This window comes from Streptomyces pactum (assembly GCF_016031615.1).
Classification (GTDB): Bacteria; Actinomycetota; Actinomycetes; order Streptomycetales; family Streptomycetaceae; genus Streptomyces; species Streptomyces pactus.
Map to the genome: position 1 here is coordinate 4,069,661 of NZ_JACYXC010000001.1, position 23,657 is coordinate 4,093,317.

At 76.2% G+C, this 23,657-nt stretch carries 14 protein-coding genes and 1 pseudogene; 9 read left to right on the top strand and 6 right to left on the bottom strand.

Going from position 1 to position 23,657, the window contains the following annotated elements; genetic code table 11:
- The first annotated feature begins 5 nt into the window (after positions 1-5).
- Genes IHE55_RS16195 through IHE55_RS16215 form a run of 5 tightly spaced genes read left to right on the top strand, consistent with a single transcriptional unit; the run spans position 6 to position 7,213 of the window.
- Positions 6-962, top strand: a complete 957-nt coding sequence (locus IHE55_RS16195; RefSeq protein ID WP_232266418.1) for a glycosyltransferase family 2 protein — start codon at positions 6-8, stop codon at positions 960-962.
- Positions 959-2,647 (top strand): beta-ketoacyl synthase N-terminal-like domain-containing protein, encoded by a 1,689-nt coding sequence (locus IHE55_RS16200; RefSeq protein ID WP_197989673.1) that lies wholly within the window; start codon positions 959-961, stop codon positions 2,645-2,647. The genes IHE55_RS16195 and IHE55_RS16200 overlap by 4 nt, the downstream gene beginning before the upstream one ends.
- The gene (locus IHE55_RS16205) at positions 2,640-4,367 is read left to right on the top strand and encodes a B12-binding domain-containing radical SAM protein (protein ID WP_197989674.1); all 1,728 of its coding nucleotides are present in this window, start codon (positions 2,640-2,642) and stop codon (positions 4,365-4,367) included. Before IHE55_RS16200 ends, IHE55_RS16205 begins: the two co-directional genes overlap by 8 nt.
- 50 nt (positions 4,368-4,417) lie before the next feature.
- On the top strand, positions 4,418-6,154 hold the full coding sequence (locus IHE55_RS16210; protein WP_197989675.1) for a B12-binding domain-containing radical SAM protein: 1,737 nt from the start codon (positions 4,418-4,420) through the stop codon (positions 6,152-6,154).
- Positions 6,155-6,157: 3 nt separating this feature from the next.
- Positions 6,158-7,213, top strand: coding sequence for a Gfo/Idh/MocA family protein (locus tag IHE55_RS16215; protein WP_197989676.1), 1,056 nt, complete (start codon positions 6,158-6,160; stop codon positions 7,211-7,213).
- A 310-nt stretch (positions 7,214-7,523) separates the two neighbouring features.
- Here IHE55_RS16215 and IHE55_RS16220 read toward each other — a convergent pair whose 3' ends face one another.
- Positions 7,524-8,297, bottom strand: a complete 774-nt coding sequence (locus tag IHE55_RS16220; RefSeq protein WP_307826690.1) for an alpha/beta fold hydrolase — start codon at positions 8,295-8,297, stop codon at positions 7,524-7,526.
- Between the two features lie 109 nt (positions 8,298-8,406).
- Here IHE55_RS16220 and IHE55_RS16225 point away from each other — a divergent pair, with 109 nt between their 5' ends.
- Positions 8,407-9,042: a 4'-phosphopantetheinyl transferase superfamily protein gene (locus IHE55_RS16225; RefSeq protein WP_197989677.1), complete on the top strand. Its 636-nt coding sequence runs from the start codon at positions 8,407-8,409 to the stop codon at positions 9,040-9,042.
- Positions 9,043-10,001: 959 nt separating this feature from the next.
- Here IHE55_RS16225 and IHE55_RS16230 read toward each other — a convergent pair.
- The 5 genes and pseudogenes from IHE55_RS16230 to IHE55_RS16250 all read right to left on the bottom strand — a co-directional run bounded on the left by IHE55_RS16230 (position 10,002) and on the right by IHE55_RS16250 (position 19,446).
- Positions 10,002-13,898 (bottom strand): SDR family NAD(P)-dependent oxidoreductase, encoded by a 3,897-nt coding sequence (locus IHE55_RS16230; protein ID WP_372442686.1) that lies wholly within the window; start codon positions 13,896-13,898, stop codon positions 10,002-10,004.
- Between the two features lie 443 nt (positions 13,899-14,341).
- Positions 14,342-15,382 (bottom strand): annotated as a pseudogene (locus IHE55_RS33140) (beta-ketoacyl [acyl carrier protein] synthase domain-containing protein); the annotation flags it as partial.
- A 203-nt stretch (positions 15,383-15,585) separates the two neighbouring features.
- Positions 15,586-16,659, bottom strand: coding sequence for a ketoacyl-ACP synthase III family protein (locus IHE55_RS16240; protein ID WP_197989680.1), 1,074 nt, complete (start codon positions 16,657-16,659; stop codon positions 15,586-15,588).
- A 13-nt stretch (positions 16,660-16,672) separates the two neighbouring features.
- Positions 16,673-18,190, bottom strand: coding sequence for a class I adenylate-forming enzyme family protein (locus IHE55_RS16245; RefSeq protein WP_197989681.1), 1,518 nt, complete (start codon positions 18,188-18,190; stop codon positions 16,673-16,675).
- Complete coding sequence (locus tag IHE55_RS16250; protein ID WP_197989682.1) at positions 18,187-19,446, bottom strand: aspartate aminotransferase family protein; 1,260 nt, start codon at positions 19,444-19,446, stop codon at positions 18,187-18,189. Before IHE55_RS16250 ends, IHE55_RS16245 begins: the two co-directional genes overlap by 4 nt.
- A 320-nt stretch (positions 19,447-19,766) precedes the next feature.
- On the opposite strand from IHE55_RS16250, the gene IHE55_RS16255 reads away from it, so the two are divergent.
- From IHE55_RS16255 to IHE55_RS16265, 3 genes are all read left to right on the top strand, one after another.
- Positions 19,767-20,522, top strand: a complete 756-nt coding sequence (locus IHE55_RS16255) for an SDR family NAD(P)-dependent oxidoreductase (RefSeq protein ID WP_197989683.1) — start codon at positions 19,767-19,769, stop codon at positions 20,520-20,522.
- A 46-nt stretch (positions 20,523-20,568) separates the two neighbouring features.
- Entirely contained in the window at positions 20,569-21,240 is a 672-nt protein-coding gene (locus tag IHE55_RS16260) for a histidine phosphatase family protein (protein WP_197989684.1), read from the top strand.
- Positions 21,241-22,219: 979 nt separating this feature from the next.
- Positions 22,220-22,987: a DUF6227 family protein gene (locus IHE55_RS16265; RefSeq protein WP_197989685.1), complete on the top strand. Its 768-nt coding sequence runs from the start codon at positions 22,220-22,222 to the stop codon at positions 22,985-22,987.
- Positions 22,988-23,657 lie beyond the last annotated feature (670 nt).

The following is a 23,657-nucleotide window of genomic DNA, read 5'->3' on the forward strand; positions in this document are numbered from 1 at the left end:
CGAAGATGGAAGCGACGCCCGCCCGGCCGGGGGGAGGTCCCGGCGACATCTCGGTGAGCGTGGTCGTACCGACCCGGGACCGGACCACGCGTCTGCTGCTCACCCTGGCGGCGCTGGCCCACCAGACCCTGGACCGCGACCGGTTCGAGGTCATCCTGGTCGACGACGCGCCCGAACGCGGGGCGGTGGACCGGGTGCTGGCCGCGGCCCCCGGGACACCGCCGCTGCGGCACGCCCGCACCGGCGGCCGGGGGCCCGCCCGCGCCCGGAACGCCGGCGCGGAGCTGGCCCGCGGGGAGCTGCTGCTCTTCCTCGACGACGACACCGTGGCCACCCCCGAACTGCTCACCGCGCACCTGGCGGCGCACCGCGACGCCCCGGGCACCGTGGTGCACGGCACCATCACCGATCTGTCGGCGTTCGCGCTGACCCCCGATCCGCCGGCCCCGCGGCCGGCGCTGACCGGTGCCCGCGGCCGCAGCATCGACGCCCGCCGGGTGGCCCGGCTGCGCGAGGACGCCCAGCTGCTCGGGCCGCGCCGGTCGTTCATCGAGCGGACCGCCGCCAAGGTCATCCGCGACCCGGCGCTGGCCGGCCTGCGCTGGCTGGCGTGCATCGGCACCAGCACCAGTGTGCGGCGGGCCGACTTCGAGCGGGCCGGCGGCTTCGACGAGGGCTTCGGGGAGCTGTGGGGCGGCGAGGACCTGGAGCTGGGGCTGCGGCTGCACGCCGCCGGGGCCCGCTTCGCGCTGCTGGACACGGTCGCGTACCACCTGCCCACCGCCCGCCGGGACACCGGCGAACTGCTGCCCCGGTTCTGGCGCCTGGCGGCCGAACGGCACGGCGATCCGCGGCTGGCCGACGTCGGCACCTTCCTCGCCGGCCGGCTCTCCCCGGAGGAACTGGCCGCCCGGCTCGGCACCCGCACCGCGGCCCTCTCCCCGGGGAGGGCCGCACCATGACCGCACCCCGGGCCGGCACGGTGGTGGTGGGCGGCACCGCCGCCGAGCGGCTGGCCGAACTGCGCTCCCGCCCGGACCTGGCCGTCACCGCCCCCGCCCAGTCGCTCGCCACCGCCTTCACCGGGGTGCTCACCGCGGCGCTCGCCGGGCTGCCCGCCGGTCACCGGCGGCAGGCGCCGGTGGTCATGGCCGCCACCGACTACGCGGTGGCGGCCACCTCCGGTTACGTCGCCCGCTGCGCCGAGGCCGAGGCGGGCGGCCGCCGGCTGCGCCCGTCGGAGGCGATGACCCCGGAGCCGGCCCAGCTCCTCCAGGAGCTGGCCGAACGCACCGACTGGCAGGGCCCCGGCCATGTGCTCATCTCCCCCCGGTCGGCGACCTGGCAGGCGGTCCGCTGGGCGTTCGGCGCGGTCTCGGCCGGCCTGCACCCGGCGATGGTGGTCTGCGAGGTGGCCCGCGACCCGGCGGGCGGCGGCTACCGGGTGGCGGCCGTGCCGGTCACCGCACCGGGCCCGCACGCCGACCCGCCCACCGGACCGGTGGTGATCTCCGGCACCGGCCTGGTCACCGCGTTCGGCGACGGCGCCGACACCTTCTGGCGGAACCTGCTCGCCGGCCGCCGGGGCACGGGCGAGCTGACCCGCTTCGACGCCGGCCGCTTCCGCAGCCGCACCGTGTGCCAGACCACGGTGGCTGCCGCGCCCGGCCGGCCGGTGCGGCGCGCCCTGGTGGACCGCGCCCGCGCCGAGGCGCTCGCCGAGGCCGGGCTGGGCCGGCTGCCGGAGCGCACCCTGCTGGTGTACGCCGGGGTGGTGCCGCACCTGCCGGCGGTCGCCGGCGCGCCCGGGGTCGGGGAGATCGCCCTGGAACCGGAGTGGGACGGCGACGGCTTCGGGGCCGCCCCCGGGGACCGGGTGCTGATGGCGCACGCCTGCGCCTCGGGTGCCTTCGGGCTCGCCATGGCCCGCGAATGGCTGCTGTGCGGCCTCGCCGACACCGCGGTGATCGTGGGCGTGTCGGCCCTCAACACCTACGACTACGCCTGCCTGGACGTGCTCCGCGCCACCACCACCGGCATCGCCCGCCCCTTCGACGAGGACCGCTCCGGCGTGACCGTCGGGGAGGGCGCGGGGGTGATCGTGCTGGAGACCGCCGCCCGCGCGGCGGCCCGCGGCCACCGCCCGCCGGCCGTGCTCGCCGGCATCTCCTGCCGGGTGGCCGGCCAGGGCGTCAGCGCGCTGAGCACCCGGGTCGGGGCGGTGTGCATGCGCGAGGCGCTGGCGATGGCGGGCCTGCGGACCGTGGACTACGTGCACGGTCACGCCCCCGGCACCCGCCAGGGCGACGAGGCCGAGCTGCGGGCGCTGGACCAGGTCGGCGCCGAGCTGGGCTGGCGGGACGTGCCGGTCAGCTCCTGCAAGGGGGCCTCCGGCCACCTGCTGCACGCCTCGGTGTTCCCCGCCGTGGTCACGGCGGTCCGGGCGCTGCGGGACGGGGTGCTCCCGGGCACCCCCGGTCTGCGGACGCCCCTGGGTGCGCGGCACGTCCGCGTACTGCGCGACGCGGAGTCCCGCGAGGGGCTGAGCTCCGTGCTGGTGGACAACTTCGGTTTCGGCGGCAACAACGCCGCGTTCCTGCTCACCGGGGACGCGGCCGGGCACCTGGAGTGGAGTGCACATGGCTGACGCGGTGCTGCTGACGCCACGGGAGATCCTCACCGGGTTCTCCAGCGTCAACAACCAGAACGTTCTCATCAACGACGAGGAATACCTCCGGCTGGATCCCGCGATGCGCCTGTTCTACGAGAAGGTGCGGGAGAACCTGGGGGTGGCGTGCATCGCCGGTCATCTGCGGGCGTGCGGGTACTCGGTACGGGCGTTGAATCTGCACGGGCGCAACCCCAGCGACGAGGCGATCACGGATCTGATCCGCCGCGAGCGGCCGAAGTTCGTGGGCATCAGCATCATGTACGACCTGCACATCGTGGACGCGGTGCGGCTGCTGCGCTGCGTGCGCAAGGCCGACCCGTCGGTGTTCGTGGCGATCGGCGGGGCGTTCTGCACGTACAACGCCAAACTGATCGCCGAGCGCATCCCGGAGGCGGACTGCGTGGCCTTCGGCGAGGGCGAGCTGACCGTCGAGGGGCTGATGGAGTGCCTGGCCGCCGGCCGCGACTGGCGGTCGGTGCCCGGCGTGTGGTTCTGGCAGGAAGGACGGGTGCGCAGCAGCGGCCCGCCGAAGCTGCCGGACCTGCACAAGCAGGCCTGGCCCGCCCGCGACCTGCTCGTCCACCACCGCGGGGCCGGCATCCCCACCCCGGTGGCGTCCACGTACACCAGCCGCGGCTGCCACGCCAAGTGCACCTTCTGCTACGTGCCGCGGGCCCCCGGCGTCACCGCCGGCAACGCCTGGCGGGTGCGGTCGCCCGTCGACGTGGTGGACGAGATCGAGTTCCTCCAGCGGGAGTTCGGCACCCGGTTCCTGTGGTTCAACGACGACAACTTCGGCGGCGCCTTCCAGGACGGCTACAACCACGCCGTGGGCTTCGCCGAGGAGATCCTGCGCCGTGATCTGAAGATCTCCTTCCACTGCGAGTTCCGGGTGGACACCGGGCTGATCGACCGGGAGGCGCTGCGCACCCTGCGCCGGGCCGGCATGGCCTCGGCGCTGCTGGGCATGGAGACCGGCTCCCCGGCGATGGCCAAACGGTTCCGCAAGGGCACCCTGGTCGAGTACAACTTCGACGCCGCGCGGATGTTCCGCCAGGAGAACATCGAGCTGGAACCCGGCTGGATCATGGTCGAGCCCGGCACCACCGTGGACGACCTGTGGGAGAACCTGAAGTTCATCGTGGCGGCCGACATCGCCGTCAGCGAGAACCCGTTCTCCTTCATCAGCCGGGCCATCGCGCTGCGCGGCACCGAGATGTACGACAAGATCACCGATCCGGCGCCGCCGGACCTGGCGGAGGTCGAGGGCCCCGCGCGGGAGGTGCTGAGCGAGGCGCGCCGGGAGTACCGGATCGCCGACGGCCGGGTCGAGGACGTGTGGGACGCCTGGGCCAGGGTGAGCGCCGAGGTCAGCGACCGCAAGGAGGAGCTGCCCTTCGTCGCCCAGATCATCGTGGACGCCACCCGGGCCCGCCGCTCCCAGGGCGAGCAGGGCCTGCGTCCGCGTCTGAGCCGGCTGCGGCGCTGGGTCGAGGACCTGCCGCACCTGCTGATCGCCTTCCTCAACGTCGGACTGCTGCTCGCGGACGAGAACCCGCCGGGTCTCGCCGGCCGGCTGGAGACCGAACTGCGCGCGCTGGTCGATGCCTACGACCGCGAGCACCTGGGGCTCACCTACCCGGACTTCGTGGCGGAGACCGAGCGTTTGTGCGGAGCACGGGCCCTGGCCGGATGAGGCCGCCGGCGCCCCCGGCGCGCATGTGACGAGGAGAGAGGAGACCGGCCATGTCGGACGTGGTCCTGCTGACACCCCGGGAAATACCCACCGGCGCCGCGAGCCTGAACAACCAGAACGTGCTCATCAACGACGAGGAGTACCTGTCGCTGGACCCGGCGATGCGCCTGTTCTACAAGCGCGTCCGGGAGAACCTGGGGGTGGCCTGCATCGCCGGCCACCTGCGCGGGTGCGGGTACTCGGTGCGGGCGCTCAACCTGCACGGGCGCAACCCCAGCGACGAGGTCATCACCGACCTGATCCGCCACGAGCGGCCGAAGTTCGTGGGCATCAGCATCATGTACGACCTGCACATCGTGGACGCGGTGCGGCTGCTGCGCTGTGTCCGGGCCGCCGATCCGTCGGTGTTCGTGGCGATCGGCGGGGCGTTCTGCACCTACAACGGCAAGCTGATCGCCGAGCGCATCCCGGAGGCGGACTGCGTGGCCTTCGGCGAGGGCGAGCTGACCGTCGAGGGGCTGATGGAGTGCCTGGCCGCCGGCCGCGACTGGCGGTCGGTGCCGGGGCTGTGGTTCTGGCAGGACGGACGGGTGCGCAGCAGCGGCCCGCCGAAGCTGCCGGACCTGTCCAAGCAGGCCTGGCCCGCCCGTGACGTCCTGATCCACCACCGCGAGGCGGGCATCCCCACCCCGCGCGCCTCGACGTACACCAGCCGCGGCTGCCACGCGAAGTGCACCTTCTGCTACGCGCCGCGCCAGCCCGGGGTGGAGAACGGGCCCTGGCGGGTGCGGCCCATCGGGGACGCGGTGGACGAGATCGAGTACCTGCAGCGGGAGTTCGGCACCCGGTTCCTGTGGTTCAACGACGACAACTTCGGCGGCGCCTTCCAGGACGGCTACCACCACGCCGTCGGGTTCGCCGAGGAGATCCTGCGCCGCGGCCTGAAGATCAACTTCCACTGCGAGTTCCGGGTGGACACCGGGCTGATCGACCGGGAGGCGCTGCGCACCCTGCGCCGGGCCGGCATGGACCTGGCGCTGCTGGGCATGGAGACCGGCTCCCCGGGGATGATGAAGCGCTTCCGCAAGGGCACCACGGTCGCCTACAACTTCGACGCCGCCCGGCTGTTCAAGGAGGAGGGCATCGAGCTGGAGCCCGGCTGGATCATGATCGAGCCCGGCACCACCCTCGACGAGCTGTGGGAGAACCTGAAGTTCATCGTCACCGCCCGGGTGCACGAGAGCGAGAACCCGTTCTTCCTGATCAACCGGGCCATCGCACTGCGGGGCACGGAGATCTACGACAAGGCCACCCGGTACGAGGAGCCGGACATCCCCGGCGTCGAGGGCCCCGCCTGGGAGGTGCTGCGGCACGCCCGCCGCGACTACCGGGTCGAGGACGACCGGGTGGAGCACCTGTGGACGGCGTGGAGCCGGGTCTCCTCGGAGATCAACGACCGCAAGGAGAACGAGGTCCCGTTCCTCGCCCAGAGCATCGCGGACGCGGTGCGCGCCCGCCGCGGCACCGGCGCCGAGTCGCTGCGCCCGCTGCTGGGCCGGCTGCGCAGCTGGGACCAGGGCCTGGACGCGCTGCTGATCGCCTTCCTCAACGTCGGGCTGCTGCTGGCGGACGAGAACCCGCCGGAGCTGGCCGACCGGCTGGAGGCCCAGCTGCGCGACATGATCAACGCCTACGACCGGGAGCACCTGGGCCACACCTTCCCGGACTTCGTGGCCGAGACCGCGCGGGCGTGCGGTGAGCACGCCATGGCACAGGTGAGGGGCTGATCCATGACCCGCGAGAAGCCGATCCGGTTCGCCGCGGTGGGGGCCGGGCGGGTGTTCCAGCGCTACCACCTGCCCTGCGTCGACGCCCGGGACGACGTGGAACTGGTGGGGCTGGTGGACGCCGACGCGGACCGGGCGGCGTCCGTCGCGGCCGGCCGGCCGGGGGTGTGGACCGGCACCGACGTCGCGCGGCTGATCCGCGAGGCCCGGCCGGACGCGCTCAGCGTCTGCACCCCCAACGACGCCCACGCCGCGCCGGTGCTGGCCGCGCTGGACGCCGGTATCCCGGTGCTCTGCGAGAAACCCCTGGCCGCCACGGTGGACGAGGCGCGGCGGATGGCCGAGCACCCGGCCGCGGCGGAGCTGCTGGCGGTGAACATGCCGTTCCGCTGCCACTCGCTGACCGCGCCGTTCGCCGAGGCGGCCGGCAAGGGCGCGCAGCGGGTGGAGGTCTCCTTCGTCACCCCCGGCAACCGGGTGTGGCGGGCCTGCACCCCCTGGTACGGCGACGCCCGGCGGGCCGGCGGCGGCGCCCTGCTGGACCTCGGTCCGCACGCCATCGACCTGCTGATGACCGTCTTCGGCCATCCGGACGTCGAGGCGTGCACGGTGAACGCCGAGGGGGTGGAGGAACAGGCCGAGCTCCAACTGTCCTTCCAGGGCCTGCCGGCCACGATCCGGATCGACCGGGCCGCCCGCCGGATGGAGACCGCGGTGACCGTCACCACGGCCGACGGCGCGCACGTGCTGGACCTGCGGCGCAACGAGCTGCGGCTCGCCGACGGCACCGTCCGGCAGGGCGCCGACCGCCCGGAACTCGCCGCGATCTCCGCGTTCTTCGACGCGGTGACCGGCGCGGCGACCGGCGCGGCGGGGGCCGCTGGGGACGGCCCGGCGGCTGGCGGTGCGGCCGGCACGTCCGGAGCGGATGCGGCCGGTGCGGGCGCGACCGGTGTGACCGGGGCGGGGGCGGTGGGCGCCCGGGAGGCGCTCGCGGTCCAGCTCGTCGTGGACGAGGCCTACCGCCGCGCCCGGGGCGCGGCCCCGGCGGTGACCTGACGCGGCGGGCGGCGCGGCGGTCCGGCGTCGCCGGGCCGCAGGCCGGGTGGCGTGGGCGCTCGCCACCCCCCCGGGGCGGGCGCCTGACGCCGGGTGTCCCGCTCGGCGTCGCAGGCGCTACGCCCTGGCCCGCGGAGCCAGCAATTCGGGGTGGACCTGCTCGTGCCGTGGCCGGCGCCGGCCCGGCGGGCGATTTCGGGGAGCGGAAGGCCGTCTCACCCCATCCCGGCCCAGGCGCACCCGGAGGTCAACGGGTCGGCGCACGCCGGGGCTTCCGCGGTACCGGGGGCCGGCCGCACGGGCCGGACGGTCAGCTCAGGAACCGTACGACCTCGGCGCAGAACCGTTCCGGCTCGGTACGGTGCACATAGTGCCCGGCGTCGATGGCCAGCAGCCGGCCGTGCGGGACCCGGCCGGCGACCTCGGCCAGCAGCGACCGGGGCACCGGGCTGGAGAGGCCGCCGCTGATCACCAGCGTCTCGGCGGTGACCTCCGCCAGCCGCCGCCACCAGCCGGGGTCGGCCCGCCGCAGCTCGTCGATGATCGGCCGTACCGCGGCGCTGTCCAGCCCGCCGGACCGGCGCAGGTCGCGGAACTCCTGGTAGAGCGAGATGACCGGGGCCCGGTCGTCCTCCCGCGCCGACCGCAGGCGCATCTCCTCCTCGGCCGCCGCGTCCCGGGGCGGCGGGGGCGTGTCCTCGATCACCAGCCGGCGCACCCGGGCGGGCTGCCGCTGGGCGATCAGCCAGCCGATGTGCCCGCCCATCGAGTGCCCCACCAGGTCCACGGTGTCCAGCCGGTACCGGTCGAGCAGGGCGACGACGTCCCGGTACATCAGCTCGAAGGTGTAGCGCTCGGACCGGGGGCTGGCGCCGTGTCCGCGCAGATCCGGTACGTAGAGCCGACGGCCCAGCGGGGCCAGCGCGGTGATCAGCGGGGCCCAGTCCCGGCCGGTGTTGCCGAGGGCGTGCAGCAGCACCACCGGCTTCCCGTCCGGCTCGCCGGTGACCCGGCAACTCAGCGGCAGCGGCGGCCCTTCCGCCGGACCGCTCCATCTGTTCGACTGGTCCCGGTCGCGCAGCACGCCGCGATGGTATCCGCCCACCACCCCTCTCAGACATACCGCGTCCGGCCCCTCGGGTCCCCCGGGCCGCGCGGTCGGGAGGCCCCGTGACCGTGAGCCGGAGGTCGCCGTGATCCTCTTCGCCACCGCGGCCGTCGCCGCGCCGTACGGGCCCCGGGAGCAGCACCTGGCCGGCCGTGCGGCGGCGGCCGACGCGCTGCGCCGGGCCGGCAGCACCCGGCTGACGGTGGGCCGGCGGGGTGACGGGGCGCCGTGCTTCCCGCCCGGTTTCACCGGCTCCATCACCCACACCCGGCGGCTGGCCGTGGCGGTGGTGTGCCGGGCCGGGGAGGTGCGGGGGATCGGGGTGGACCTGGAGACCGACCCGGTGCCCGGCCGCCTGCACCGCATCCTGCTCGGCGAGGAGGAGCGCGCGGCGCTGTGGACGCCCGCCGACGAGACCACCCTGCGCGGCCTCTTCGTCGCCAAGGAGGCGGCGTTCAAGGCGTTCTCGGCGGGCGGGGAGCGGGCGACGCGGATGTTCTGGCGGATCCGGCTGGAGCGGCCGGACCCGGGGCCGGAGCCTCCCGGCGCCGTGTGCGGTACGTCGGACCCGGCGTCCGGCGCGTCGCCGTCCCGCGGGGCGTCCACCGGTTCCGGGACGTGGCTGGTGGCCCGCGCCGGCCGGGAGCGGGCCCGGGTCCGGGTCCGGACCGGCCGCGAACTGGCCTGGGCGGTGGCCGTCCTGCCGGCCCCGGCTCCATGACTTGCCGGCCCCCGGGCCGCCGTCCGCCACCGACGCCCCCGGCGGCGGTTCGGCCGAGCCTTTCGGTGACTCCGCCGGACCTCCCGGTGACTCCGCCGGACCGGCCCGGTGACCCGGCCGGCCGGGCGTGGTGACCGGGCGGTGCGTGTCACCGGCCCGGGGTGAGGGGCCGTCCACCGCTCCCTCGGTACCCCGGGTGGCGGAGACGACTGGGGACGGCGGTCCGGGCCCGATCGCCCGATGACGCCTCCGGCCGTGCCGTCGGGGCAACCCGCGACCCTGCAGTGGTGGGTTCCGCGGGGCCGGCGCGGGAAGCGGGTCGCCCAAGCGGGCCGACGGAACGTGCGGGCCGCCGCATGCGTGCCGCTGGGGCGGGCCGGCGGAACGCGCGGGGCCGCCGAACGCGCGGGCCACGCGGGCTGGTTGACGCCGGCAGCCGGACGGGCCGCGCCGGACCGGTCACCCCGGGCCCCGGCCCCGGGCAGGCCGCTCCGGCCCGGCCCCGGCCCCTGACCGGGAACGCCCTGCCCCCGGCCGGACAGGGGCGGGTGCCCGGCCCGGGCAGGTGGGGCCCGGTCCGGCGGTGCGAGGTCCGGGCCCGGCCTGCCTCCGTCGAGCGGGTCCGGACGGGGCTGGGCGGGCCGGGAGCGGGACATTCGGGGGCCGGGTGGGGCAAGCGCGGCCGAGCGGGAGCCGGTCGCCCCCGGGCCGGGAGCCTCGGCAGGCGAGGGGCCTGGCTCCGGTGGGGCAGGGCCCGGCACACCGCGGTCCCGTCCGCTACCGGTCCGGCCGCCGTTGACGGGTGGCCGGCCCGGCGGCGCGAGATCCGGGCCCGGCGGGCCCTCATCGAACGGGGCCCGGCCCCAGCAAGGGATTCCGCCCGGCGGGGCGAGGTGCGGCTCCAATCCGGCCCCCGTGGGTCGGGGGCCGGACCGGAGACCGGGCGGGTCGGGACCGGGTCAGGGGCGGGACGTGGTGACCAGGTAGTCCACGATGTTGGACACCGTCTGCTGGTGCCAGACGAGGTTGGCCGGGAGTTTGCGGCCCAGCAGTTGCTCCAGCTTCCGCCGGATGACGATCGCCATGACCGAGTCCATGCCCATCTTCAGCAGCGACCGGTCCGGGTCCAGTCCGGCCGGGTCCCACCGCATCTCCCCGACGATCAGGGCGGCGGTCCGCTCCCGCAGCGCTGCCCGGAGCTCCTCCCCGGACAGCCCGTCGATCCCCGCGCCCGCCGCCGCCCCGCCGGGTGCCGGGGTGGCCGGCTCGGGGTCGGTGACGTCCCGCAGCAGGCCGGTGCGGCGGGTGCCCTCCGGCAGCGGCACGGTCCGCAGGACCGCCAGCGAGGGCAGGCCGAGCCGGGCGGCGTGGTCCCAGGCGGCCAGCGCCTCCGGCACCGTGACGTCCCCGACCCCGTGGGCGGCGAGTTCGGCGTCCACCGCCGCGTTGTCGGCGAGGCCGATCCCGCGCCACGAGGTCCACGCCAGGCTCATGCTGCCGGCCGACCCGGCGGCCCGCTCGTATCCGGCCACCGCGTCCAGGAACGCGTTGGCCGCCGCGTAGGCGCCCTGCCCGGTGAGTCCGAGCAGCTGGCCGCAGGACGAGAAGTGCACCACGAAGTCGAGGCTGCCGGGCGGGAAGAGCCGGTGCAGGGTGAACGCCCCGGCGGCCTTGGGGCGGATCACCGCGGCGAGGGCGTCCCGGTCGAGCTGCTCCACCAGCCGGTCGTCGGTCACGCCGGCCGCGTGCACCACGCCGCGGATCGGCGGCAGGTCCAGGGCGTCCGGGTCCAGGGCGGCGGCCGCCGCCCCGGCGTCGGCGATGTCCAGGGCGACCACCCGCACCGTGGCGCCGAGCGCCTCCAGCCGGCGGACGGTCGCGATCCGGCGGGCCTGTTCCGGATCGGTGACCGTGTCCCACGCCGAGCGCGGCGGCAGCGCGGAGCGCCCGGCGAGCACCAGCCGGCGGGCGCCCAGCTCCACCAGCCGGCGGGCGATCTCGCCGCCCAGTCCGCCCAGTCCACCGGTGATCAGGTAGCTGCCGTCGGCCCGGCACCGCAGCGGCGGGCGGGCCGGCGGCGCGGCGCAGCGCACCAGCCGGTTGGCCTCGGCCCGGCCGCCGCGGACCGCCACCACGTCCTCGCCGGGGCCCGCGGCCGACACGTCCAGCGCGGTGGCCAGGTCCGCGGCGGTGTGGTCGGGGGCCAGGTCGAGGGTGCCGCCCCACAGGTCGGGGTGCTCCCCGCCGATGATCCGGCCCAGCCCCCAGCGGGCCGCCTGGGCCACCGAGTCGGCGCCGGCCGCCTCCCGGACGCCCACGGTCAGCGACCACAGCCGGGCCTGTCCGGGCGGCCGGGCGGCGAGCCGCCGCGCGGTGCGGGCCAGCAGCCACGCCTCCCGTACCGCGCGGTCCGCGGCCGGTTCCGCCGGTTCCGCCGCGACGGGCAGCACCAGCACGTCCACCGGGCCGCCGGCCCGGTCGAGCAGCGGGTCCAGCCCGTCCGGGTCGGCCAGTAGCGCCACCCGCCGGCCGGTCTCCGTGCACCGCGCCCGCAGCGCCGGGCCCGGCCCCTCGGCGGGGCCGACCAGCACCAGCGGCCGGGGCGGCAGCGGCAGGTCGGCGGGGTCCACGGTGAGCGGGTGCCACTCGGTCGCGTACAGCAGCTCCTCCGGCTCGGCGGCCCGGGGCTGGTCTGCCGCCGCCCCCGCGTACCGGACCCCGGCCAGCACCGCGACGGTCCGCCCGTCCGCGGCCACCAGGGTCACGTCCACCGTGCCGGCGGCCTCGGTGACCGGGCCGGTCACCCGCGCCTCGATCCGGGCGCGGTCCGGCGCACCGCCCGCCGTCCACACCCGGGACACCCCGGCCACGACCCGCAGCGCCGGGGTGCCGGGGAAGGCGACCGCGGCGACGGAGAGCGCGGCGTCCAGCAGCGGGGCCCAGCCGTCCGGTGTCCCCTCCGGCCCGTCGGCGGCGGTCACCTCGGCGCGCAGCCCGTCCGGCAGCCGCTCCAGCCGGGTCACCTCCCAGGGGAAGGCCATGGTCGGTACGCCGACCGCGGCCAGGTCGGCGTGCGCCCGGTCGGGCGGCAGAACCGTGCCCGGCCCGCCGGCCGGCGGCGCCGCGTCCGGCGGTGTCAGGTCCTCGGCCGCCGACGCCGAGGCGTGCGTCAGCCACTCCCGCTCCCCGCCGTCCGGGCCGGCGTCCGACCCGCCGCCCTCCGGTCCGCGGCCGGTGTCGCTGTCGGTGCCGGTCGCGGCCGGCCGGGACAGCAGCCGCACCACCCCGTCCTGCGCGGTGACGTCGATGTCCCGGGCCGGCTCCAGGGTCAGCGGCAGGGCGAAGTCCACCCCGGTCAGGCCCCGCGGGCCCGGGCCGGTTCCGGTGGCGTCCAGGAACGTCTGGAGCACCACCGCCGCCGGCACGATCTCGGTGCCCTGGATGGTGTGGTGCCCGGGGTAGGGCCGGGTCTCCATGTCCACCCGGGTCCGCCACAGGTGCAGCGGGGTCGCCCCGGCCAGGACGGTGCGCGGCCCCAGCAGGGTCCGGCCGGCCGGGTCGTGCCGCCCCCGGTCCTCCCGCCGGGCCGGCAGGTCGCGCCAGTACGTGCGGCGCCGCCAGGTCCGGGGCGGCAGCGCCAGCAGCTCCCCGTCCGGGAACGCGGCCCGGTCCGGCGCGGCGCCGTGGCAGTACAGCAGACCGGCGTTGAGCAGCAGCTGGTCCCGGCCCCCGGCGTCCCGGCGGAGGCTGCCGGCGACACAGTGGCCGGCGGCGCCGGCCGCGTCGAGCGTCTCCTGCACCGAGTGGCCCACCACCGGGTGGGCCGAGATCTCCAGGAAGGCGCGGAAGCCGTCCTCGGCCGCCGCGGCGACCGCGCCGGCCAGCCGGACCGGGTTGCGCAGGTTCGCCGCCCAGTAGGCGCCGCCCCGCGGGGCCGGGTCGCGCGGGTCGGCCAGCGCGGTGCCGTAGATCGGCACGGCCGGCGGGTGGACGGTCAGCGGGGCCGCCGCCCGGGCCAGTTCGTCGAGCAGCGGGTCCATCTGCGGGCTGTGGAACGCCACCTCGCTGTCCACCCGCCGCACCAGCAGCTCCGGGTCCGCCGACCACTCGCGGGCCAGGGCGTCGATCCGGGCCACCGGGCCGGAGAGCACCGTGCTGGTGGGTGAGGCGAGGACGGCCGGCACCACGTCGTCCGCCGTGCCGAGACGGTCGGTGGCCTCCTCGGCGGAGAGCCCCACCAGCAGCATGCCGCCCGCGCCGGCCACCCGACGCAGCAGCACGCTGCGGCGGCAGACCAGCCGCGCCCCGTCCTCCACGGAGAGCACCCCGGCGGCCACCGCGGCGGCGATCTCGCCCAGCGAGTGGCCCACCACGGCCGCCGGCCGGACGCCGAGCGACGTCCAGACGGCGGTCAGCCCCGCCTGCACCGCGAAGATCATGGCCTGGGCCACGTCCACCCGGGAGACGTCCCCCTCCTGGATCATCCGGCGCGCGGTGGTGCCGATCTCCGCGGCGTAGACCGGGTCGATCCGGTCGATCACGGCGGCGAACGCGGGCTCGGTGGCGAGCAGTTCGCGGCCCATGCCGGGCCACTGGGCACCGGTGCCGGAGAACACCCACACCACGCCGGTCCCCGCGCCCTCCACCACCGTGCCCTCGGTGACCCCGGGCGCGGCCTCGCCGGCGGCGACGTGGCGCAGCCGGGCGGCGAGTTCCGCGCGGTCCCGGGCGACCACCGCGACCCGGTGCTCCAGATGGCTGCGCCGGACCCCGAGGGTGTGCGCGAGCGAGGCCGGCGCGGCGCCGGCGCCGGGCCCGTCCAGCCAGTCGGCGAGCCGGGCGGCGTCCGCCCGCACCGCCTCCCGCGACCGGGCGGAGAGCGGGAAGAGCAGGGACGGTGGCCCGGCCTCGGCGCCCGCGGCCTCCGGGGCGGCGGCCGGTCCGGAGGCCGCGGCCGGTCCCGCGGCGGGAGCCGGTCCCGCGGCGGGAGCCGGTTCCGTGACGACGGCCCGTTCCGTGCCGACGGCCCCTTCCGCGCCGACGGCCGGCTCCGGGGCGGGGGCGCGTCCCGGGGCGGGGGCCAGGGGCCTCCTCCAGGACGACATGGGCGATGGTGCCGCCGTAACCGAAGCTGGACACGCCCGCCCGGCGGGGGCCCGTCGCCGCGCGGCCAGGGGGTGCGTCCGGTGGCCACCCGCAGCCGCGCGGTCTCCCACGGGATACGGGGGTTGGGGGCGGAGAAGTGGACGCTGGGCGGGATCTCCTCCCGGCCCAGGGCGAGCACCGTCTTGATCACCCCGGCGATCCCGGAACCCGCCTCCAGGTGACCGATGTTGCCCTTCACCGAGCCGATCAGACAGGGCCGGTCCGCGGGCCGGCCCGCGCCGAACACCGCGCCGAGCGCCCCCGCCTCCAGCGGGTCGCCGGCCACCGTGCCGGTCCCGTGCGCCTCCACGTAGTCGACCGTGCCGGGCGCGATGCCGCACCGCCGGTACGTCCGCCGCAGCAGGTCCGCCTGGGCCTCGCCGCTGGGCGCCATGATCCCGTCGGTACGGCCGTCCTGGCTCACCCCGGTGCCGCGGATGACGGCCAGCACCGGGTCACCCGCCCGCTCCGCGTCCGCCAGCCGCTTCAGCACCACCACGCCCGCGCCCTCACCGCGGCCGTAGCCGTCGGCCGCCGCGTCGAACGGCTTGCTGCGGCCGTCCGGGGAGGTGGCGCCCGCCCGGTCCAGGGTCACCGACAGCCCGGGGGCCACCATGAGGTTGACCCCCGCGGCCAGCGCCACCTCCGACTCCCCGGCCAGCAGGCTCCGGCACGCCAGGTGCACGGCGACCAGCGACGCCGAGCAGGCGGTGTCCACCGCCAGGCTGGGACCGCGCAGGTCCAGGCTGTGCGAGACGCGGTTCGCGGTGGCGCACATCGAGGCGCCGATGCCGGTCCACGGCTCGATCCGGGGCAGGTCCTCCAGCAGCCGGCGCCCGTAGTCGTCCGACCCGACGCCCACGAAGACCCCGCAGTCGCCGCCGGCCAGCTCCAGCGGCGGCAGCCCCGCGTGCTCCAGCGCCTCCCAGGCCAGCTCCAGCAGCAGCCGCTGCTGCGGGTCCATCAGCTCCGCCTCGCGCGGCGAGATGCCGAAGAACTCGGCGTCGAACCCGGCGATGTCGTCGAGGAAGCCGCCGAACCCGGTGGTCCGGCGCACCACCGCGGCGTGCTCGTGTCCCGCCGCCGCGTACGCCGCCCACCGCGCGGAACCGTCCCGGATGCCGTCCCGGCCCTGCGCCAGCAGCTCCCAGAAGGCGTCGGGGGAGTCCGCGCCGCCGGGGAACCGGCAGCTCATCCCGATGATCGCGACGGGCTCGTCGGCGCCGTGCGCTGCCGGCCGGGTGCCGGCCGCGCCGTCCGTGCCGTGCGTGACCTGCCGGGTGCCGGCCGCCCTGTCCGTACCGTCCGTGCCGTACGTGACCTGCCCGGCGCCGGCCGTACCCTCCGGCACCTGCCGGCTGCCGTCCGCCTCCGACCGGTGCCCGTCCTTGGCCGCGCTCACCACGCGCCGCTCCCCTCGTCGTCCGCCGGTGCCGCCGTGTGGGACGCGGGCGTCTCCAGCACCGTCACCACCGCGGCGGTGATCATCAGTCCCGGGCCGGCGCTGAGCATCAGCAGGTGGTCGCCCGCGGCCAGCCGCCCGGAGCAGGCCAGGTGGTCGAGGTGGATGCCGACGTCGGCGGCGCCCGCGTGGCCCACGTCGCGGAAGAACTCCACCGACCCGAGCGAGGCGTCCAGGCCCATCGGCCGCAGGTGGCTGTCGAGGAAGTCGGTGGTGGCCGCCCCCAGGTGGAGCACGTGGGACAGGTCCGGCACGGTGATCCCGGCCTCGCTCGCCACCTGCTCCACCAGCTTGGTGCCGCTCGCGCCGTACTCCTCGACGATCTCCGACGCCCGGGGGCCCAGTTCCGCGACCATCGCCTCCAGGTGCTCGTTCATGTCGAGCTTCTTCCCGAGGGTGAGCGCCGGCGGGAAGATCGGGGCGTGCCCGCGGTTGAGGATCTCGAACTGCGGCAGCGAGACCGACTCCACCGCCCGCAGCTCCGCCCAGCCGGACCGCTTGGAGAGCACCACCGCGGCGCCCGCGTCGGCGAGCACCGAGTCCCGGTGCGCGTGCCAGCGGTCCACCGACGGGGCCCCGAAGTTGTCGGCGGCGCTCACCACGGCACCGCTGCGCGTCGGCGCGCACAGCAGGTACTGGGTGGCCATCTCCAGCGCGGCCAGGAACGCGTTGCACCCCTGTTCCACGGTGAGCGCCGGGACCGGGGTGCCCAGGGTGGCGCGGAGGATGTAGTGCGGGGCCGACCAGCCGTCCGGCCCCTGGTGGTAGGCGCACGAGTGCACCAGCAGGTCGATGTCGTCCCGGCTCAGGCCGGAGCGTGCCACCGCCTGCCGCACCGCGGCCACGGCCATGTCCGGTGCCGATATCCCGTCGGCCACGGCGACGTTCCGCCAGCCGCAGGACTCCATCCGTTCCCGCTCGTACCAGCCGCGCCGCACCGCGTCCTCCACGCTGGTCCGCTCGGGGAGGTACGCCCCGGTCGCTGCCAGGAAAATGCCCGGTGTTCTCACTCTTCCGATGTCCTCACTGATCGTTCCGCGGCCTGATGACCTTCCCGGTCTCGGTCGTCGGCAGTTCCGCCACGGCGGCGAAGGTGTGGGGGGTCCGGGAGTCCGACAGACGCTCCCGGCAGAAGCGGTCCAGCGCGGCGAGGTCCACCGTCTCCGGGGTCACCGTGGCGCTGACGCGCTGCCCCAGGACCGGATCCGGTACGCCGGTCACCAGGCAGGAGGCGACCTCCGGCCAGGCGAGCAGGACCGCCTCCACCTCCTCCGGACTGACCTTCGCGCCGGCGACGTTGATGCAGGTGGACAGCCGCCCGGCCAGGACCAGGTCGTCCCCCTCCCACCGGGCCAGGTCACCGGTGGTGAACCCGCCGCGCGACGGGCCGGTGTCGACCGCGTCCCCGTCCGCGTAACCGAGCATCATCGACGGCGACTCCACGGTCACCAGCCCCGTCCCGGCCCCGGGCCCGGCTCCGGGCCCCGTCGCGTCCCGGGGCCCCGTCGCATCGGCCCTCGTCGCGTCCCCGGACCCCGTTCCGGCCCCGGCCTCCGGCGCGTCCCCCGGAACCGGCGCCAGGGTGACCTTCACCCCGGGCAGCGGTACGCCGGGCCGCCGCAGGCCCGGCCGCCACGGCCGGGGGGCCCGGACACAGATCGGCCCGGTCTCGGTGGTCCCGTACACCTCGCCGACGTTCCCGCCGAGCCGCACCGCGACCTGTTCGGCGGTGTGCGCGTCCAGCGCCATCCCGGCGGAGAGGAACCCGACCGGGCGCCCGGCGGGCACCGGGCCGCGGGCCGACTTCGCCAGCAGCCGCAGCATCGGCGGCACCCCGACGAAGAGCGCCACGTCCCCGGCGGCCAGCTCCCGCAGCAGCATCCGCGGCCGGTCCGGCGGCAGCTGGCGGACCGGCGCGCCGGCCAGCGGGGCGGCCAGCGCGCACAGCCCGAACCCGTAGGCGTGCTGGAGCGGCACCGGGCACAGCAGCGTGGTCCTGGGGGTCAGCCGCAGCGCGTCACGGTAGTGGTCCGCCTCCGCGAGCAGGGCGGCGGCCGGGCGCAGCGCCACCCGCGGCCGGCCGGTGGTGCCCGAGGTGAGCTGCGCGGTGGCGGCCTCGGCGAACGCCGGCCGGATACGCCCCGGCCCCCGGCTCAGCGCCCGGTCCCCGCACCCGGTGACCGGGCCGGCGAGGGTGAGCGGCGATTCGGGCGGCGCGGCCAGGAAGTCGAGCGGGCAGCCCTCCTGGAGCCGGTCCAGCTCCCACCGGGTGAGCTTGCGGGAGAGCGGGACGGCCACCCCGCCGGCCTCGATGATCGCGAACACATCGCTGATGAACTCGGCCGGCGGTCCGGCCACGGTGCCCACCAGGGCGCCCGGCCCCACGCCCAGCTCGCCGAGGGCCCGGACCTTGGCCTCGGTCCGGGCCAGCAGCTCCCGGGCGCCGGTGACGGTGTCGCCCGCCACCACCAGCGGGGCGTCACCGAGCCGGGCGGCCCGGTCCCGGAGCCGGGCGAGCAGCTCCGCGCGGGCGGAGGTCATCCGAGTCCGACCAGGGACCGCTGCAGCGCCCCGGCGACCTTGTCGATGACGTCGCGGGTGTGCGCGGTGCTCAGGAACCACGGCTCCAGCGCGTTGGGGTGGAAGTACACGCCCTCCTTCTGCGCCAGCGTCTGGAGGCGGCGGTGCCGGGGGAAGTCGACGAGCGCGGCGAGCTGCCGCAGGTCACGGGGTTCGGCGGAGGGCTCGGCCGACCCCTTCAGGAGGGCCACCGACATCAGGGTGCCGACCCGGTTGATGTGCACCGGCCGCTTCTCGGTGGCGAACACCTCGCGCACGGTGTCCTCCATGTACTGCCCGGTGTCCTCCAGCCGTTCGTACAGATCGGGCAGGGAACGTATCTTGCCGAGCATGGCGACCACCGCCCGCAGCGCGGCGTGGTTGCCCGCGTAGACGCCCGCGTGGTGCGCCTCGTTGCTGGCCAGCATCCGCATGGCGTGCCGGCGCCCGCCGAACGCGGCCACCGGGAAACCGCCGCCCATCACCTTGGAGAGCACGGTCAGGTCGGGCTCGACGCCGTACCGTTCCTGTGCCCCGCCGCGGGCCACCCGGAAGCCGGTGATCACCTCGTCGAAGACGAGCATCGCGCCGCTGCGCCCGGTCAGCTCCCGCAGCAGCTGGAGGAAGCCGGGCGCCGGCGGGATCACCCCGGCGTTGGCCAGCACCGGCTCCACGATGACCGCCGCGATCCGGTCGCCGTCCCGGGCGAACAGCTCCCGCAGCGCGTCCGGGTCGTTCCAGCCGAGCTGCACGGTGTGGGCGAGCGCCTCCGGGATCATCCCCAGCGCGCCGGGGACGACGTCGGTGGGCCGGGTGCCCTCCATGTGCAGCGCGGTCTTGCCGGCCCGCAGGACCGTTTCGCTCCAGCCGTGGTAGTGGCCCTCGAAGGTGACGACCAGGGTGCGGCCGGTGGTGGCGCGGGCCAGCCGCAGCGCGGACGCCACGGCCTCGGTACCGGAGTTGGCGAACCTGACCTGCTCCACACCCGGCACCAGCTCGGCGATGAGCGCGCCGGCCCGGGCGTCCAGCTCGTGCGGCAGTCCGGTCATGTGGCCCTTGGCGAACTGGTCGGCCACCGCGTCGAGGACCTCCCGGTCGGCGTAGCCGAACAGATGGGGCCCGTACCCCATGTTGAGGTCGATGATCTCGCCGTCCTCCACGTCGCGGAGCAGGCAACCGCCGGCGCTCCGTACGACCAGCGGCAATGGAACCGCCGCGGCGCGCATGCTGCTGCTCACTCCGCCGGCGATGACGCTTTTTATGCCGTCAAGGGACTCGGCATTCGTCGGGCGGTCGGCATCGTTGGCACCCACTGAGAACCTCCGGCTTCGACGGCATATTCCCGGACCACAGATTGCCGCAGGGCGTTGCTGTCCGATAGTGACCGTTGGCGGATTGGCTGGATCGCGGGGGTGGGCGGCCCGCACCCGATGGCATGATCGGACGGGCCGCAGCGGCGGACCGAAGAGGGCGAATGCCGAGGAGCGCCACCGAAAAGGACAGCGCCACAGCGAAAGTGCACATCGCGGACGGGGGAGTCCCACCGAGAGGGGATGTCATGTCGTCTCGCCGAGCCGTCGCCGTGGTCACCGGGGCGGGGTCGGGACTGGGCGCCGCCGTCGCGCTGCGGCTGGCCGCCACCCATGACCTGGTACTGACCCATCTGACCGAGGACGACGCGCTCGCCGAGACCGCCGGGCGGGCCGCGGCGGCCGGCGCCCGGGTGCTGGCCACCGTCCCCGGTGACCTCACCGACCGGCGGACCGTGGACCGGCTCGAAGCGCGGATGGCCGAACACGCCGAACACCTCGACGTCCTGGTGTGCAACGCGGGCGCCTACCGTTACGTGCCCTGGCCGGAAACCTCCTGGGAGGACATCCGGGCGGCCGTGGAAGTCAATCTGCTGGCGCATATCGCGTGCATACACGCCGCAACCCCGCATTTGGTGGCACGCGGAATGGGCCGCATCGTCGCGATTTCCACGGTTCTCACCCAACTCGGACGGGTGGAACTCGCGCCGTACATTGCCGCGAAGGGTGGACTGGAGTCACTCGTTCGTGCGCTGGCTCGCGAACTCGGGCCGCACGGCATTACAGTGAATGCCGTTCGACCAGGGTCGATCGAGCTGAGTGTGGAACAAAGGCGCCACCCGGATTATCCCACCTGGCGGCAGCGCGAGTTCGCGCGGCAGTGCATCAAACGCCACGGGCGCCCGGAAGATGTCGCGGCGGCGGTGGCCTTTCTGGTTTCCCCGGAGGCCGGATTCATCACGGGCCAGAGTCTGACCGTGGACGGCGGGTGGGATCTCAACTGACCTGCGTGCGGCTGCCCGCAGGCCGAGCCCAAGGACCATGACGCTGATGGCGTACGGAGAACAACCCCTCACGCGCGTGCTGCTGGTGCGGCACGCCCAGTCCCACGCCAGTGTCCGGAAGGTCGTGGCCGGCGCCGCGACCTGCGAGGGCCTCACGGAACACGGCCGTGAACAGGCCGGACGCCTGGCCGCCCGGCTGGCCGCCGAACGGCTGCGCCCGGACGCCCTGCTGACCAGCCCGGTCCGCCGGGCCCGGGAGACCGCCACCGTCCTCGCGGCCGGCCTCGGCCTGCCGGAACCGGTGGTCGAGCCCGAGGTGCGGGAACTGGACTTCGGCGCGGCGGACGGCCTGTCGATCGACGAGTACGGCCGCCGCCACGGCACCTTCGACATGACCGCCGAGCCCGACCGGCCCTTCGCCCCCGGCGGCGAGAGCTGGTCCGGGTTCCGCGGCCGGGCCGGCCGGGTGATGGGCGAGCTGGCCGACCGGTACCCGGGCGGCACCGTCCTGGTGGTCTGCCACGCCGGCCTCATCGTCGCCGCCACCTCCGGGCTGCTGGACGTCGCCCCGCCGGTCCTCTTCACCGACGCCTCCCCGGCCGCCACGTCCGTCAACGAGTTCGTCCGCTCCGACACCGGCTGGAGCCTGCTCCGGTTCGACGACGCCGCGCACCTGGAAGGAGCCGCCGGGCCGCTGCCGGGCGAACCGGTGCGCTGAGTCACCGAGGCGCTGAGCCGATGCGCGGTGGGCCGGTGCGGTGGGTCGGCTCGGTGGGCCGGTGCGATGGCCGATGCCCGCCGGGCCAGGCCGGCCGGCGACGGGGCGGGTGCCGGTGGACCGGTCGCGGGGGTCGCGATGCGCCGGGGCGGGTACCGGCGGGCCGGACGCAAGGGTCGCGATGCGCCGGGGCGGGTACCGGCGGGCCGGACTGGTCGCGTCCCGCGCCGCGGCGGCGTACGGGAACGCACACCGGCGTGGGGGACCGCCGTGGCCGCCGGGTCCGGGCACGGCACATCCCCGCCCGGCCCCGGCCCCCGTCGCCGGCTCGGCCCTCAGCCCCGGCCCCCGTCGCCGGCCCGGCCCCCCAGCCCCGGCCTCAGGCCCGGCCGGTCCCCCGGCCCCCCAGACCCAGGCCCGGCCCCGGCACCCGCGCCAGGAGCCGGGAGGGTGCGCGGCCGGCCCGGCGCGCGCCGGGCACTCCCGTTCGCCGTACCGCCCGGCGGAATGCATGTCCGCCCGCGGCGGGAATCGCGCCGTCCGCCGCGAACGCCACCGCGCGCGCCCGGAATTCCGTCGCCCGCCCCGCCCGGCCCCGGCCCGGCGCCGAGCGGGCGGCCGGCCGTACCGGAGAACCGCGAGATCCGGTCGGATATGCGGTGGAGCCGGTACGGACGGCGGGTGGAATCCCTGTCGCGCCCCGCTTGAGCCCGCCGTCTCGCCGAGGCCGCGGAGAAGCGGGCCGGACCCGGCCGCGGCCGGTGATTTCCCGGCGGGGGGCGAACAACTGGCCGAATGGGTGATCGTATGCGTCCGCTGAGTGATGTATTCGGGTCTTCTGGCGCAGGACTGAGTGAAGAGGCCGTGTCGGGACGGCTTCCTCGAAACAGTGCACGCGGCGCGTGTCGGCACCGCTACGGTAAGTCGCGGGGTGTCGCTTCGGGGGCGCGGCGAGTCGATTGGCCGGGAGGAGAGAGACATGGTGCACGAACAGTCCGGCGGTACGCCCGCCGAGCACCTCGACGGGCTGCTGGCCCGCGCCCAGAACGGGTTCGAGATCGACGATACGGTCATCATCCGGCTGCGGGACGCTCTGATGCACCAGACCGAGCTGCGTTCCTGCCGCCAGTGCAACGAGCCGCCGGCTCCCCGGGGTTACACCACCTTCCGGCACATCTTCCTGCTCCCGGACGGCAGCAGCGTGGTGCTGTGGGAGCTCCAGCACAGCGCCGGCCCGGGGGACGGCCTCCAGCACGAGCTGTACGCCGACGAGGAGGCGCTGCTGCGGGCGGAGCGGCGCGCGCACCTGCGGACCGGCGGCACCAGCTGGGCGGAGGTCACCCTGGAGGGCCTCCGTCCCGAGGAGGTGCTGCGTACCCCGCTGCCGGTGGAGACGGTACGGGCGTACGTGGCGGACAACTCCGCCGACCACGCGCGGCGGGTGCTGCGCCGGGCGGAGAACGAGGACCGGCCGGGCAAGGACGTCGAGCGGCTGCTGGAGACGGCGTTCGCGCACGACATCGCCCTCGCCCCCAAGCCCCGGCGGCGGTCGGGCGGCGAGGACACCACCTGGTGCCGCTTCTACGAGCACGCGTTCCTGCTGGCCGGCGGGGACGAGATCACCCTCTGGGAGCTGGAGCACAACCTGACCAGCGACGGACGGCTGGTCTGCGAGGTCTACCTCGACGAGGGGGCGGCCGAGATGGCGGCGGACCGGCGCGCCCGGGCCCGCGGCGTCGAGCTCTGACGCCGGGCCCGGCCGGGGACCCACTCGGCCGCGCGCCCGCCTGCCCCACATGGCGGACACCGGCTCGCCCGCGCCGTGGGCAGCCGCCAGCCTGAGGGGATGGAGGCCGGCGCGGGTCCGTACCGTCGTGGGCGCCCGGAACGGCGTCCCTCGTGCCCGGCCCGGTGGTGCACGCCCCCGGGCCGGACGTCCGCCTGCCCCCACCGGCCGGCCGGTGTCGCCGATCGGGTGACGCCGGCAACGGCCCGGCGCGGGATCCCGTATCCCTCGGCACTCCTGCCCCGGGCGCCGCTCCCGTCCCGGCCCCCTGCTCCCGCTCCCGCCCCTGCTCCCGCCCCCGGGGCCGCGGCCCGTGGTGTCCCGGCCTGCGGTGACGCGCCCGCCGGCGCCCTCGCTGCCGCCGCTCCGCCGTCCGGTGGCGCGCCGTCCGCGAGCACGGGGGGCGGCGCCCCGCCGACCGGCAACGCGACGGCCGTCCCGCCGGCCGGTGACGCCCTGGCCGGTGACGCCCTGGCCGGTGGCGCCCCGGCCGGGGGTGTCCCGTCCGGTGGAGGTGCCCCGCCCGGTGGCACGGCGGTCCGGCGTGCCGGGTCCGGCCCGCCGCACCGCCGCCGAGCGCGCGGCACGGACCGCCGGTGAGCACCTGAGCCGGACCGCTGCCGACTGCCCG

Coding starts and splice junctions, on each gene's coding strand:
- IHE55_RS16215 (WP_197989676.1), top strand. CDS start 6,158: ATGACCCGCGAGAAGCCGATCCGGTTCGCCGCGGTGGGGGCCGGGCGG.
- IHE55_RS16200 (WP_197989673.1), top strand. CDS start 959: ATGACCGCACCCCGGGCCGGCACGGTGGTGGTGGGCGGCACCGCCGCC.
- IHE55_RS16210 (WP_197989675.1), top strand. CDS start 4,418: ATGTCGGACGTGGTCCTGCTGACACCCCGGGAAATACCCACCGGCGCC.
- IHE55_RS16205 (WP_197989674.1), top strand. CDS start 2,640: ATGGCTGACGCGGTGCTGCTGACGCCACGGGAGATCCTCACCGGGTTC.
- IHE55_RS16195 (WP_232266418.1), top strand. CDS start 6: ATGGAAGCGACGCCCGCCCGGCCGGGGGGAGGTCCCGGCGACATCTCG.
- IHE55_RS16260 (WP_197989684.1), top strand. CDS start 20,569: ATGGCGTACGGAGAACAACCCCTCACGCGCGTGCTGCTGGTGCGGCAC.
- IHE55_RS16255 (WP_197989683.1), top strand. CDS start 19,767: ATGTCGTCTCGCCGAGCCGTCGCCGTGGTCACCGGGGCGGGGTCGGGA.
- IHE55_RS16245 (WP_197989681.1), bottom strand. CDS start 18,190: ATGACCTCCGCCCGCGCGGAGCTGCTCGCCCGGCTCCGGGACCGGGCC.
- IHE55_RS16265 (WP_197989685.1), top strand. CDS start 22,220: ATGGTGCACGAACAGTCCGGCGGTACGCCCGCCGAGCACCTCGACGGG.